Origin of the sequence: Streptomyces sp. Ag82_O1-12 (assembly GCF_900182715.1) — a bacterium.
GTDB lineage: Bacteria > Actinomycetota > Actinomycetes > Streptomycetales > Streptomycetaceae > Streptomyces > Streptomyces massasporeus.
In genome coordinates, this window is sequence record NZ_FXUW01000001.1 from 3,816,679 (window position 1) to 3,829,757 (window position 13,079).

Annotated in this window: 11 protein-coding genes; 5 read left to right on the plus strand and 6 right to left on the minus strand. The window is 72.7% G+C overall.

The genetic code is table 11. The annotated features are described in order from the left end of the window. Positions 1 to 514: 514 nt before the first annotated feature. Positions 515 to 1,900: an NsdA family TPR-like regulatory protein gene (locus QOL88_RS17370; protein ID WP_097217293.1), complete on the minus strand. Its 1,386-nt coding sequence runs from the start codon at positions 1,898 to 1,900 to the stop codon at positions 515 to 517. 306 nt (positions 1,901 to 2,206) lie between these two features. Here QOL88_RS17370 and QOL88_RS17375 point away from each other — a divergent pair, with 306 nt between their 5' ends. The 3 genes from QOL88_RS17375 to QOL88_RS17385 all read left to right on the plus strand — a co-directional run bounded on the left by QOL88_RS17375 (position 2,207) and on the right by QOL88_RS17385 (position 5,359). Further along, positions 2,207 to 2,869, plus strand: a complete 663-nt coding sequence (locus QOL88_RS17375; protein WP_097217294.1) for a bifunctional DNA primase/polymerase — start codon at positions 2,207 to 2,209, stop codon at positions 2,867 to 2,869. A 109-nt stretch (positions 2,870 to 2,978) separates the two neighbouring features. Next, on the plus strand, positions 2,979 to 3,770 hold the full coding sequence (locus tag QOL88_RS17380; protein WP_097217295.1) for an ABC transporter ATP-binding protein: 792 nt from the start codon (positions 2,979 to 2,981) through the stop codon (positions 3,768 to 3,770). Then, entirely contained in the window at positions 3,767 to 5,359 is a 1,593-nt protein-coding gene (locus QOL88_RS17385) for a transporter (protein WP_097217296.1), read from the plus strand. The genes QOL88_RS17380 and QOL88_RS17385 overlap by 4 nt, the downstream gene beginning before the upstream one ends. 132 nt (positions 5,360 to 5,491) lie before the next feature. Here QOL88_RS17385 and QOL88_RS17390 read toward each other — a convergent pair whose 3' ends face one another. Together QOL88_RS17390 and QOL88_RS17395 are read right to left on the minus strand one after the other, a co-directional pair. Next, positions 5,492 to 6,391 carry an alpha/beta fold hydrolase gene (locus QOL88_RS17390; RefSeq protein ID WP_097217297.1) on the minus strand — a complete coding sequence of 300 codons (900 nt, stop codon included), beginning with the start codon at positions 6,389 to 6,391 and terminating at the stop codon, positions 5,492 to 5,494. 600 nt (positions 6,392 to 6,991) lie between these two features. Next, the gene (locus QOL88_RS17395; RefSeq protein ID WP_010035781.1) at positions 6,992 to 7,684 is read right to left on the minus strand and encodes an iron-dependent transcriptional repressor DtxR; all 693 of its coding nucleotides are present in this window, start codon (positions 7,682 to 7,684) and stop codon (positions 6,992 to 6,994) included. A 271-nt stretch (positions 7,685 to 7,955) separates the two neighbouring features. Between QOL88_RS17395 and QOL88_RS17400 the strand changes: the two genes are divergently transcribed. Next, positions 7,956 to 8,711 (plus strand): SIS domain-containing protein, encoded by a 756-nt coding sequence (locus tag QOL88_RS17400; RefSeq protein WP_097217298.1) that lies wholly within the window; start codon positions 7,956 to 7,958, stop codon positions 8,709 to 8,711. Positions 8,712 to 9,042: 331 nt separating this feature from the next. Here the strand turns inward: QOL88_RS17400 and QOL88_RS17405 are convergent, their stop codons facing one another. Together QOL88_RS17405 and QOL88_RS17410 are read right to left on the minus strand one after the other, a co-directional pair. Next, positions 9,043 to 10,497 carry a PAS domain-containing protein gene (locus QOL88_RS17405; RefSeq protein ID WP_097217299.1) on the minus strand — a complete coding sequence of 485 codons (1,455 nt, stop codon included), beginning with the start codon at positions 10,495 to 10,497 and terminating at the stop codon, positions 9,043 to 9,045. A 131-nt stretch (positions 10,498 to 10,628) separates the two neighbouring features. After that, entirely contained in the window at positions 10,629 to 11,042 is a 414-nt protein-coding gene (locus QOL88_RS17410) for a RidA family protein (protein WP_097217300.1), read from the minus strand. 299 nt (positions 11,043 to 11,341) lie between these two features. Here QOL88_RS17410 and QOL88_RS17415 point away from each other — a divergent pair, with 299 nt between their 5' ends. Then, the gene (locus QOL88_RS17415; protein ID WP_097217301.1) at positions 11,342 to 11,818 is read left to right on the plus strand and encodes an HIT family protein; all 477 of its coding nucleotides are present in this window, start codon (positions 11,342 to 11,344) and stop codon (positions 11,816 to 11,818) included. Positions 11,819 to 11,870: 52 nt separating this feature from the next. On the opposite strand, the gene QOL88_RS17420 is transcribed toward QOL88_RS17415, so the two are convergent. After that, positions 11,871 to 12,971 carry a citrate synthase 2 gene (locus QOL88_RS17420; protein WP_097217302.1) on the minus strand — a complete coding sequence of 367 codons (1,101 nt, stop codon included), beginning with the start codon at positions 12,969 to 12,971 and terminating at the stop codon, positions 11,871 to 11,873. Positions 12,972 to 13,079: the final 108 nt, after the last annotated feature.

Genomic DNA, 13,079 nt, shown 5'->3' on the forward strand with positions numbered 1-13,079 from the left:
CTCCCGAGGGCGGTGCGTCCCACGCGGGCTGCTCCGGCGTGCTCCACTGCTCGGGCTGCGACTGCCAGGTCTGGCCCGGCGCGGGCGGGTTCTGCTGCCGGTCGGGGCCCCACGGCTGGCCCCAGGTCTGGCCCTCCGCGGGGGCCGAGGCCTGCGGCCCGGCCGACGACGGCGGGGCGGGCCGGCGGCCGGGGGCGTCAGCGGGTCCGCCCGTCATGCCCGGCAGCAGGGGTTCGCCACCGTCCGAGGGCAGCACGATGCCTTCGCGCGCGGGGCGCGCCGAGGGCTCCTCGCCCTGTCCACTCTGCGTCACCGGGACTCCTACTAATGGGGGACCTTGTGAATCGTCGGGTCACGCTACCGGGTCCCCAGAGCCCCGTGCCACGCAGCACAGGGCGCGACCTCATGCCCTGTGAGCGCGGTAACACCACCGGTTCACGGCGCGCTGTTCATGTCACCTCCCGCGCGCCGAGCCGCCGTTTCCCGCACGTTCACGCATCCGCAGACCTCGTGTTCACGCCGCCGCCTGCAGGTCGAGCCGCGCCCCGAACTCCCTTACCACCGCCTCGTCCCGGTACGGCTCCAGCCGCTGCTGGAAGTCCTCCAGGTACTCGGCGCCCCGGCCGGAGCGCAGTCCCTCCAGCAGCTCCACGGCCTTCATGCCTGTGGCGCACGCCTCTTCGATCTCGCGCTGCTGCACCTGCGCCGTGGCCAAGAGCACATATCCGATGGCCCGGCGGCGCGCCCGCGTCTCGGGATGCCCGGCCAGCGACTCCTGCGCGCACCGGGCCGCCGCCTCGGCCTGCCCGAGGTCCCGGTGGCAGTGCGCCAACTCGTCGGCCAGATACGCCTCGTCGAAGTGCGCGATCCACACCGGGTCGTCCCCGGCGGCCGGGTCGGCCGCCTCCAGGGCGCTCACCGCGCGCCCTGCCGAGGACTGGGCGGCGCGCACGTCGCCCATGAGGGCGTGCCCGCGCGCCTCCGCCGCCAGGAACATCGACTCCGCCCGCGGCGACACGCGCCCCCGCGCCCCCTCCTGCGCCGCCCGCGCCAACTGCGCGATCTCCCGCGGGTTTCCGAGCTGCGCGGCGAGATGGCTCATGGAAGCGGCGAGGACGTATCCGCCGTAGCCCCGGTCCCCGGCGGCCTGCGCCAGGCGCAGCGCCTGGATGTAGTAGCGCTGGGCCAGGCCGGGTTGCCCCGTGTCGACGGCCATGTACCCGGCGAGCTCCGTCAGCCGGGCCACCGCGGCGAACAGGTCCCGCCCGACCGCCTCCCGGTAGGACCCGGCCAGCAGCCCCGAGACCACGCTGTTGAGGTAGTGCACGACGACCGGCCGCACATGCCCGCTGCCGTACTGGTGGTCGAGGTCCACCAGCGCCTGCGTCATGGCCTGGACCGCCTGCACGTCGGACTGCCCCACCCGCGGCCCCGCCGAGCGCGACACCTGTGCGTCGGGCGAGGAGATCAGCCAGTCGCGGCTGGGCTCGACCAGCGCGGACGCGGCGACGGAGGAGCCGGACAGGAAGTCCCGCCGCCCCACGTCGCTGCGCCACAGCTCGCAGACCTGCTCGATGGCCCCCAGTACCGTCGGCGAGAACTGCAGGCCCACGCCCGAGGCGAGGTTCTTGCCGTTGGCCATGCCGATCTCGTCGATCGTGACCGTACGGCCGAGCTTGCGGCCCAGGGCCTCGGCGATGATCGCCGGTGCCCGGCCCCGTGGCTGCTGTCCGCGCAGCCAGCGCGCCACCGACGTCTTGTCGTAGCGCAGGTCGAGGCCGTGCTCGGCACCGCACATGTTGACCCGGCGGGCCAGGCCGGCGTTGGAGCATCCGGCTTCCTGGATGAGCGCCTGGAGCCGTTCGTTCGGCTGCCTGGCGACGAGCGGCCTTGCGGCCATGGCGTACCCCCTGTGGCTGCGGTGCCTGCCCACGCACCGAGTTGACGTGTCTTCCGCGGCCGAACCCCTCACGTCCCAGCGACAAGATCCGGCCGTGAAGATCAATGCCCCGCCGACCAAGCGAAAATGCGAGGCATGTGAGGAATGCCGGGGTAACGGCTGTTGCCGGCCCCACTCGTGGCTACCCAGCTCCGGCCACGGTTCCTCCTGCGCGCCCCCGCACATGCACCCATGCGCCCCGGGAACAGGGGCGATGCTCTCCCCCGCGCACGCGGGCGGGCGTAACCCCTGGTGACGACCAGAGTTGTGTTCATCGTGGAAGAGACGATCGCCGGCACCGAAGCCGCTCAGATCCCGAAGCAGCGCGGGGAATCGCTGCTGGAGACCGCTGTTCGCTACGCCGAGGAGCGCCACTGGGACGTGTTCCCCGGCACCTGGCTGGAAGCCGTCGACGGGAGTCAGCGCTGCTCCTGCGGTGACGCGGCGTGTCCGGCGCCGGGGTCGCACCCGGCGCGTCCGGACTGGGCGACGCAGGCGACGGGCAGTGCGACGGTCGCGCGGCGGATGTGGCAGAAGCAGCCGACCGCGTCGATCCTGCTGCCGACGGGGCGGACGTTCGACGCGATCTCCGTGCCGGAGACGGCGGGGTTCCTCGCGCTGGCGCGGATGGAGCGGATGGAGCTGACGCTCGGGCCGGTGACGCTCACGCCGGATCGGCGGATGGAGTTCTTCGTGCTGCCGGGGGCCGGGGTGAAGGTGCCCGACCTGGTGCGGAAGCTGGGGTGGTCGGTGTCGTCGCTTGATCTGACGGTGCTGGGTGAGGGGGCGTACGTGGCTGCGCCGCCCACGCGGTTCGGATCCCGTGGGGCTGTGCAGTGGGCCTGCCGGCCGACTCCGGCCAATCGGTGGCTGCCGGATGCGGAGGAGTTGATCTCGCCGTTGGCCTATGCGTGCGGCAGGGATCGGTGAGCGCCTGATCGTCTGCGTGGTTGCCCTTTCGCGGCGAGTGCGGGTCGCCCGTGGCTGTTCGCGCAGTTCCCCGCGCCCCTGAGCGCGATCCCCCACCGTAGGGTGCAAGGTGACGGAGGGAGGCGCGGTGGGATCCAGCGCTGTGCGTGTGCGGGGGCTCTGGAAGCGGTTCGGGCAGCAGATCGCTGTTGCCGGGATCGATCTCGAGCTGCCCGCGGGCAAGTTCATCGGGCTCGTCGGGCCCAACGGGGCCGGGAAGACCACCACGTTGTCGATGGTGACCGGGTTGCTCCGGCCCGACCACGGGACCGTCGAGGTGGTCGGGCACGACGTGTGGCGGGACCCCGTCGAGGTGAAGGCCCGGATCGGGGTGCTGCCGGAGGGGCTGCGGCTGTTCGAGCGGCTGTCGGGGCGGGAACTGCTGGCGTACATGGGCCGGTTGCGCGGGCTGCCCGGCGCCGAGGTCGACAAGCGGGCCACGCAACTCCTCGACGTCCTCGACCTCGCCGGCGCCCAGCACAAGCTGGTCGTCGACTACTCGACGGGCATGCGCAAGAAGATCGGACTCGCCGCCGCCCTCCTCCACAATCCCGAAGTGCTGTTCCTGGACGAGCCGTTCGAGGGCGTCGACCCCGTCTCCGCGCAGACCATCCGGGGCGTCCTGGAGCGGTACACCGCCTCGGGCGCCACGGTCGTGTTCTCTTCCCACGTCATGGAGCTCGTCGAGTCGCTGTGCGACTGGGTCGCCGTCATGGCCGCCGGGCGGATCCGTGCCACCGGCACGCTCGCCGAGGTGCGCGGGGACGCACCGTCGCTCCAGCGGGCGTTCCTCGAACTCGTCGGCGCGCAGAGCCGTGACGCCGGGTCCGACCTGGACTGGCTGGGCGGCGGGTCGCGGTGAGCGCCCCCGCGATCACCCCGGTCTTCGTACGGCTGAAGCTGTCGCTGCTGCGCAACGGGCTGCGGCAGTCCGGCGGGCGGAAGGCCGCCTACATCACCTCGGCCGTCTTCGCCCTGCTCTTCGCCGCGCTCCAGCTGATCGGCCTGATCGCGCTGCGCGGGCACGCGCACGCCGAGTCGGTGGTCGTGCTGGCGGTGGCGGTGCTGGGGCTCGGCTGGGCGGTGATGCCGCTGTTCTTCCCCAGCGGTGACGAGACCCTCGACCCGACCCGGCTGGTGATGCTGCCGCTGCGGCCCCGGCCGCTGGTGCGGGCGCTGCTCACAGCCTCGCTGGTGGGCATCGGGCCGCTGTTCACGCTGTGCCTGCTGGTCGGGTCCGTGGTCGCGGTGGCCCGGGGCGGCGCGGCGTTCGCCGTCGGTGCCGTCGCCTTCGTCCTCGCGCTGCTGGTGTGCGTGGCCCTCGCGCGGGCCGTCGCCGCCGCCAACGTACGGCTGCTGACCAGCCGCAAGGGGCGGGACCTCGCGGTGCTCAGCGGGCTCGTCATCGCCATCGGGGCGCAGATCGTCAACTTCGGCGCGCAGCGGCTCGGGGCGTCCGGGCTGGGCGAGCTCGACCCGGCGGCCGAGGTGCTCCAGTGGGTGCCGCCCGCGTCGGCGATCGGGGCCGTGCACGCGGTGAGCGAGGGCTCGTACGGCACGGCCGTCGCGCAACTGGCGCTGAGCGCGGGTGCGCTGGTGGCGCTGCTCGCGCTCTGGTCGCGGCATCTGACGCGGCTGATGACCTCGCCCGACGGCTCCACCCTGCCGAGCGCCGAGTCGGCCGCGAAAGAGCGCTCGTCGACCGGGCTCGCGCGGCTGCTGCCCGCCGGCCGTACGGGCACGGTCATGGACCGCAGCCTGCGGTACGTGTGGCGCGATCCGAAGACCAAGGCCGCCTGGGTGACGTCGCTGGCCATCGGGCTGATCGTGCCGGTGTTCAACGCCTGGCAGGGCACCGGGTCGGTGTACTTCGCGTGCTTCGCCGCGGGGATGCTCGGCATCCAGATGTACAACCAGTTCGGGCAGGACACCTCGGCGTTCTGGATGGTCGCGATGACGATCTCCTCGGCGCGTGACGCCTACGTCGAACTGCGCGCCCGGGCGTACGCCCTGCTGCTGATCACCCTGCCGTACGCCACGCTCGTGACGGTTGTGACGACGGCCATGCTGGGCGACTGGCGGCGGCTGCCCGAGGCGCTGGGGCTGTCCTTCGCACTGCTCGGCGCGATGCTCGCGACCGGGGCGTGGACGTCCGCCCGCTTCCCCTACTCCATCCCGCAGGAGGGCTACAAGAACGTCGCCCCCGGGCAGACCGGGCTCGCCTGGATCTCCATCTTCGGCGGGATGATGGCGGCAGCCCTGCTCTGCGCGCCCGTCATCGCGCTCACGATCTGGCTGAACGTGAGCGCCGACGGCGACGACTGGGCGTGGCTGCTGCTGCCGGCGGGCACGGCCTACGGGGCGGTGCTCACGGCGGCGGGGCTGAAACTGGCCGCTCCGCGGACGGCCCGGCGGCTGCCGGAGATCCTGGCGGCGGTCAGCAAGGGGTGACACCGGAGCGCCGGGCACGCCCTTGGGCGCCGGGGCGGGCCGGTCGGTCCGACGGAGGCCGGAGGCGGTGAGCAAGGGCTGACACCGGCCCCGGGCGCGGGAGCCGGTGCCAGCCGCGACAGCTGTCAGCTGTCAGCTGTCGCCCAGCGAGTCCAGGAACGGTTCGATGGCGGCGCGCCAGGCCTCCGGCTGGTCGTAGTGCACCAGGTGGCCGGCGTCGGCGACCTCCGCGTACTGGCCGCGGGGCAGGACCCGGACCATCTCCTGGGCCTCGGCGCGGCCCAGCTCGCCGTCCAGGCCGCGCAGGACCAGGGCGGGGCAGCGGACCTGGGTCAGCTCCTCCCAGTGCGCGTCGTAGACCCATGTCTCGCGGGAGCGGAGCATCTGCTCCGGTTCGAAGACGGGGCGCCAGCCGTCCGGGGACTCGGCCATCACCTCGGCGTAGAACTCGCCACGGGCCGGATTGGGCCGCTCCACCCAGGGGTCGTCCTCGCCGAACCACTTGCGGACGTCGGCGAGGGTGGCGAAGGGCAGCGGCCAGGACTCGAACCACTGGCCCCACTCGCGCTGGGAGGCGGCGCCGAGCGCGGACGCCCGCATGTCGCAGATGATCAGCCCGCGCACCAGGTCGGGACGCTTGGCGGCGAGCTGCCAGGCGGTCAGCGCGCCCATGGCGTGGCCGATGAGGACGACCGGGGCGAGGCCCAGCTGCTCCAGGGCGGCCTCGGCGTCGTCGACGTAGGCGTCCCGCGTGAAGGAGCCCTGCGGGGGTTTGTCGCTGCGGCCGTGGCCGCGCTGGTCGAGGGCGACCGCGCGGTAGCGCGCGGAGAGCCAGCGGGCGGTGGACGCCCAGTGCGAGGCACGGCCCATGAGGCCGTGCAGTAACAGCACACCCGGGGAGCCCTCCGGTGCGGTGTGCCCGGCGTGCGCCCCCTGGCCGTCCTTCGCCGGATCGGTCTTGGGCGGGTCGCCGAACTCCCAGGCCGCCAGGCGTACGCCGTCCGTCCCGGTCACGTCGATGCGTCGCGCCATGTCCTGGCACCCCCCAAGCTTCGCGCGGACCACGGCTCCCTCGAGCCGTCCGGTCCTGTGAACCGTGTTCTGCCTGCTGTTCCTTCTGCCGTGCTGTGCGCCGTGTCCGTCAGTGCAAGTGTGCCGTGTGCCGCCCGCAGACTATCGAATGCACATTCGAGAATCGGGTTTCCGCGAGCAACACCCCTCGTTCGAGTGACCACTCCCGGGGATTGATCGCCGCTGCCGCGGGGAGATCTTCAGCGGGGGGCGGACCGCTCGGGGAAACCGGTCCGCAGGGAATGACCCTGAGAGCTCGGGGCTCCGGGTCAGCACAGGGGAGGACAGGCCCCGGCGCCACAGGGCGCCGGGGCCCTCCACATCTCCGCGGCACATCCTCCCGCCCCCTCCCCGGCCGGCGACATCGCTGTCGAGCCGCGGCCCAGAGCCCCTCAGGTCATATGCCTCACGCGACAGCGTCGCACGGGAAGCGTACGGACGCTGCCATTCGGCGGACTGAATCCCGGATTCGGTCCGGATCACGCCAAGAGACCACCGACGCGACAACAGCCGCACGCACAGCTGGAGTTGGCGCATGTCCCGGCGAGACAGGCGGTCGGGTCAGGGCTTGGCGACGAACACGTGGGAGGCGACGTCCGACTCCAGCTCGGCCGCCTCGCCGCCGCTGCCCACCAGCACCCCGCCCGCCGACTCGGTCACGCTCACCACCGAGCCGGGCTGCACGCCCGCCCGCCGCAGCGTGTACATCAGCTGCGCGTCCGTCTGGATCGGCTCGCCGATCCGGCGCACCACGACCGTCTTGCCCTCGGCACCCGGGTCGAGGCTGGCCAGCGACACCATGCCCTCGTCCAGGAACGGGTCCGCGCCGTCCTTCTCGCCGAGCTCCTCGAGACCCGGGATCGGGTTGCCGTACGGAGACTCCGTCGGATGCCGCAGCAGCTCCAGGACGCGGCGCTCCACGGCCTCGCTCATCACGTGCTCCCAGCGGCACGCCTCCGCGTGGACCTGCTCCCACTCCAGACCGATCACGTCGACGAGCAGACACTCGGCGAGGCGGTGCTTGCGCATCACGCGCGTGGCCAGCCGGCGGCCCTCGTCGGTCAGCTCCAGATGCCGGTCGCTGGCGACGGACACCAGGCCGTCACGCTCCATCCGCGCCACGGTCTGGCTGACGGTCGGCCCGCTCTGGTCCAGCCGCTCGGCGATACGGGCGCGCATGGGGACCACACCCTCTTCCTCCAGCTCGAGGATGGTGCGGAGATACATCTCCGTGGTGTCGATCAGTCCGGACATACGTGCCCCTCGAATGAGATCTGCCGGAGGCTGGACGGCTCACCGGCGTGTGCGCTGGCCCTGCACCCAATTCTGCCGGATACCACCGACAACCGGGCCTCGGGAGGGAAAGCCGGGGATTACCCGGCCGGGCGCAAGGGTACGGACTTTCCTTTCGGCGACTTCCCCGGGCTCGGCGCGCGGCACCCACGGCCGTATTGACACCGCACTGGTCCAGACCGCACCGTGATGCGCGACACAAGCCGCCCAGGCCAGCCCGAAGGGACCCCGTATGAGCGACCGCGCGCCGGCCGGCCAGTTCCTCGACGCCGCGATCGGCCTGCTGGAGCGGCTCCGCGACGAGGAGGCCGACAGCATCGCCGCGGCCGGCACGCTCCTCGCCGACACCGTCGCGGACGGGGGCCGCCTCTTCGCCTTCGGCGCCGGGCACTCCTCCCTCGCCGCGCAGGACCTCGTCTACCGCGCCGGCGGTCTCGCGCTGATGAACCTCCTCGTGGTGCCCGGCGTCGTCGGCGTGGACGTCATGCCCGCGCCGCTCGGCTCCGCCCTGGAACGCGTCGACGGCCTCGCGAGCGCCGTCCTCGACAGCTCCCCGCTCCGCGAGGGCGACGCCCTGCTGATCATCTCCCTGTCGGGGCGCAACGCCCTGCCCGTGGAGATGGCCATGAGCGCCCGCGCCCTGGGCGTGAAGGTCATCGGCGTGACCTCGGTGGCCTACGCCTCGCAGACCACGTCCCGGCACGCCTCCGGCACGTATCTGAAGGACCACTGCGACCTCGTCCTCGACTCGAGGATCGCGGTCGGCGACGCGGAACTCACCCACGACGACATCCCGGCCCCCTTCGCCCCCGCCTCGACGGTCGTCACCTCGGCCCTCCTCCAGGCCGTCATGGCGACGACGGCCACCACCCTCGCCGACCGCGGCGTCGAACCGCCGCTGCTGCGCTCCGGAAACGTCGACGGCGGCCACGACTGGAACACCCGGGTGATGGAGCAGTACCGCGACCGGATCTTCTACCGGCACTGAGCGGGCTGGGCGGCCGCCTCTCATTCCGGCCGACCACCCCGTCCGGTTCCCGGGCCGCAGCCGCCGCCGTCGCCGCTCGGCCGCCGGCAGGGCCCGGCCCAGCCCGGCAAACGGACAACGGCCCGCACCCCGGCTCCGGATCGACCACCCCAGCCCGGCACACAGGGGCCACGACCGGCCACCTACACCGCCCGACCGACAGCCCAGCCCGGCAAGTCGGCCCGCACCCCGGCTCCGGATCGACCACCCCAGCCCGGCACACAGGGGCCACGACCGGCCAGCTACACCGCCCGTCCGACAGCCCAGCCCGGCGGACGCGGTCCGACGCGCCTCACTCCCCGTCCGACAGCCTCGCCAGATCCAGCGACGCCGCGATCCGTACCGCCACGTCCTCCGCGTACATCGCGTCGGACCGCTCGAACGCGCTGCGGCCCGCGCCCCGCAGGAACGTCACGACCCCCAGGGTCCGGCCCCGGCTGCGCAGCACCGCGCACAGGGCGTGCACCGCGTCCGGGGGCCACTGGCGGGCCAGGGCCCACTCGCGGGCCGCCTCGGGCGGGGCCCCGCCCGCGCTTGCGCGCAGGGCTCCCACGCGCTCCACGCACTGCAGGGCCGGATGCCCCTCGGCGTAGCGGACGGGCAGGCCCGCCAGGTCGGCCAGCTTGCTCGGGCCCGGCGCGCCGGACGGCGTGGCGGCCACGCGGACCAGCCGCACGGGCCCCTCGGCCTGTGTGTCGGTGAGCGCGCCGCCGGCGACCCGGTCGATCACCGCGTGGTCCGCGAAACCGGCCAGGGCGAAGTCCAGGTGAACCGTGGCCGCCTCCGCCGGGTCCTCGCACTCGGCCGCGGCCCGCGACGCACGGTGCAGCTGCTGCATACGGAACCGCAGCAGGGACGCCTCCTGCTCGGCCTGCTTGGCCTCCGTCACGTCCTGGAACAGCCAGCCCACACCGAGCGGAACCGGTTCTTCCGCGAGCGGTGAGGCCAGCCGCAGGAAGCCGCTGCGCCAGCACCGCCGCTTCTCGCCCTCCGTCGCGCGCACGGTCACCCACACCTCGGCGGGCGCGGGCGGCGCACCCTGCGCCAGCACATGCTGCAGCGCGCTCTCCAGCTCCTCCACGCCCTGTGACAGCAGCTCACCGAGCGGCCGCCCCAGCACCGACGTACGGCCCGTGCCCAGCGCCCGGGCCGCGTGCGCGTTCACCACGGCCGGCCGCAGGTCCACGTCCACCAGCACGACACCCCAGCTGGCGTCCTCGAACAGCGCCTCGCTCAGCGCGATCGAGCGCTCCAGGTCGATCTGCGTGTGCACCTCGCTGAACGCGCAGTACACCCCCGCCGGTTTTCCGTCCGGCCCACGCACCGCGGCGGACTGCGTCCGCACGAGCACCCGCCCGCCGTCCTTGGTCAGCAGGGCGAACTCGTGCACCTGCCGCCCGGGCGCGTGCATGACGGACAGCAGCCGCCCCTCGACCTCCTCGGCGTCCGCGGTGCGCACGGCCCACCCGGCCAGACCGCGCCGGCCCACGGCCTCGTCCGCGCTCCACCCGAGGATCCGCTCGGCCTCGCGGTTCCAGTGCGTCACGACTCCGTCGGCGTCGAACGCGCACAGCGCCGCGTCCATCCCGTCCAGCAAAGCGGCAAGCAGATCCGAACCATCCGAGTTCTCCCGCTCGGGCTCGTCCGGCCCCAGCTCGTCGGTGGTCCCACTACGCCGGGAAGCACTCACCTGGACCCCCTGCAGGCTGCGTCCGCACGTCCGGCACGTCGGTTCGCTCCTTGCCATCATTCAACTGGAACGTGACCCAGCGCACACCGAGTTCCCACAACATTGAGGGAATCGTTGTACGGCGGCAATCCCCACGTCAACGCCACGGAGGCCGCCCGGCCGGACAGATCATCAGCCGATCGTCGACGTCAGTCGATCAACGGCAGGGACCCGGCGCCGCTCCCCCGCCGCGCGTACACCTCGATCTCGATCTTCATACGGGGGTCCGCCAGCCCGCACACCAACATCGTCGCGGCCGGCCGCACCTCCCCGAAGCACGCGCGCAGCACCGGCCAGCACGGCTCGAAGTCCTCCCGCTCCGGCAGCAGGTACCGCACCCGCACGACATCCGCGAAGGAACACCCGGCCTCCTTCAGCGCGGCCCCGATGTTCCGCAGACACTGCTCGGCCTGCTCCACCACGTCCTCGGAGATCGTCATGTGCGCGTAATCGAACCCGGTCGTCCCCGACACGTGTACCCAGTCCCCGTCCACGACGGCCCGGGCGTACCCGATCCGCTCCTCGAACACCGAACCGCTGAGAATCGCCTTCCGCTGCGTCATGGAGTCAAGCTCTCAAAAAAACAGTTGATCCGAGGCCGAACGGTTTTCTAGGCTCCAGGTACACGAGAGAGGAGGTGGTTCGGCAGATGTATGAGAACCGGACGCGTGAGGTGGCTGCGGGCTAGCGGCCCGTCACCACACACAGTGCGGTGCCGGACCAGCGCGTGAGCGAGCGCGCAGCCGGCCCAATCTCCAGCAGTCACCCGACCCGCGAGTCGCCGGTACGTCCGGCCGGCTCCTCCCCAGGAGGAACCAGACTCGCGGGTCGTCTGCGTTTTTCCGCGGCTTTCCGGAGGGCGATGACGGTGGACTCGTGGCGTGACGACCGGATCGGGAGTGCCCTGCGGGGTGAGAACCCGGCCGTGATGCGGCGGCTGGGCTCGGGGTTCGCGGTGATCGGGGACGTGCAGTTCCTGCCCGGCTACTCGGTGCTGCTGACCGATGATCCCGCGGTGCAGCGATTGTCCGAGCTGCCGCGGAGCGGGCGGCTGGCGTTCCTGGCCGACATGGACCGGCTGGGGGAAGCCGTCGAGCGGGCCTGCCGGCGGATGGATCCGGGATTCCGGAGGGTGAATCTGGAGATCCTCGGGAACGCCGACGGGTTCCTGCACGCGCATGTGTGGCCACGCTACGACTGGGAGCCCGAGGAGCTCGTGCGGCTGCCCGTGTGGCTCTATCCGCGACAGCGGTGGAGCGAGGAGCGGGACGCGCTCGGGCCCCGGCACGACCGGCTGCGGGAGGTCATCGGGGAGGAACTGGACCGGCTCGCGGGGTGAGCATGCGGACGGCCTCACCCGGAGGTGGGTGAGGCCGGGTGGGGTGGGTCGGTCAGTGGGCGATGTCCTCGTAACCCTCGATCTCCCGGGGGTTGCGGGTGCCCGGGCCGACGTAGCGGGCCGAGGGGCGGACCAGGCGGCCCGTGCGCTTCTGCTCCAGGATGTGGGCGGACCAGCCGGCGGTGCGGGCGCAGGTGAACATGGACGTGAACATGTGGGCCGGGACCTCGGCGAAGTCCAGGACGATGGCCGCCCAGAACTCGACGTTCGTGGCGAGGACGCGGTCGGGGCGGCGGGCGTGGAGTTCCGCGAGGGCCGCCTTCTCCAGGGCCTCGGCGACCTCGAAGCGGGGGGCTCCCAGCTCGCGGGCCGTGCGGCGCAGGACCCTCGCCCTCGGGTCCTCGGCGCGGTAGACACGGTGGCCGAAGCCCATGAGGCGTTCGCCCTTGTCGAGGGCGTTCCTGACGTAGGCCTCCGCGTCGCCCGTGCGCTCGATCTCCTCGATCATGCCGAGGACGCGCGAGGGGGCGCCGCCGTGCAGCGGGCCGGACATCGCACCCACGGCGCCGGAGAGCGCCGCCGCCACGTCCGCGCCGGTCGAGGCGATGACCCGCGCCGTGAACGTGGACGCGTTCATGCCGTGCTCCGCGGCGCTCGTCCAGTAGGCGTCCACCGCCGCGACGTGCTTGGGGTCCGGCTCGCCGCGCCAGCGGATCATGAAGCGCTCCACGACGGACTGCGCCCTGTCGATCTCCCGCTGCGGAACCATGGGCAAGCCCTGGCCGCGGGCGGACTGGGCGACGTAGGAGAGCGCCATGACGGCCGCCCGGGCCAGGTCCGCGCGGGCCTGCTCGGCGTCGATGTCGAGGAGGGGCTTGAGGCCCCAGACGGGCGCGAGCATGGCCAGGGCGGACTGGACGTCCACGCGGATGTCGCCGGAGTGCACGGGGATGGGGAACGGCTCGGCGGGCGGCAGCCCGGGGTTGAATGCGCCGTCGACGAGCAGACCCCAGACGTTGCCGAAGGAGACGTGGCCGACCAGGTCCTCGATGTCGACGCCCCGGTACCGGAGTGCGCCGCCCTCCTTGTCCGGTTCGGCGATCTCCGTCTCGAACGCGACGACTCCCTCGAGCCCGGGTACGAAGTCGGACATCAGGCGGCTCCTCGTGATGGAAGTGACAGATGGTGTGATGTGGGGTGGGGCGAACGAACCATGTGTCAGTCAGCTTGCGAAGCGGGCGGCCGTCCGGAGGATCCACGG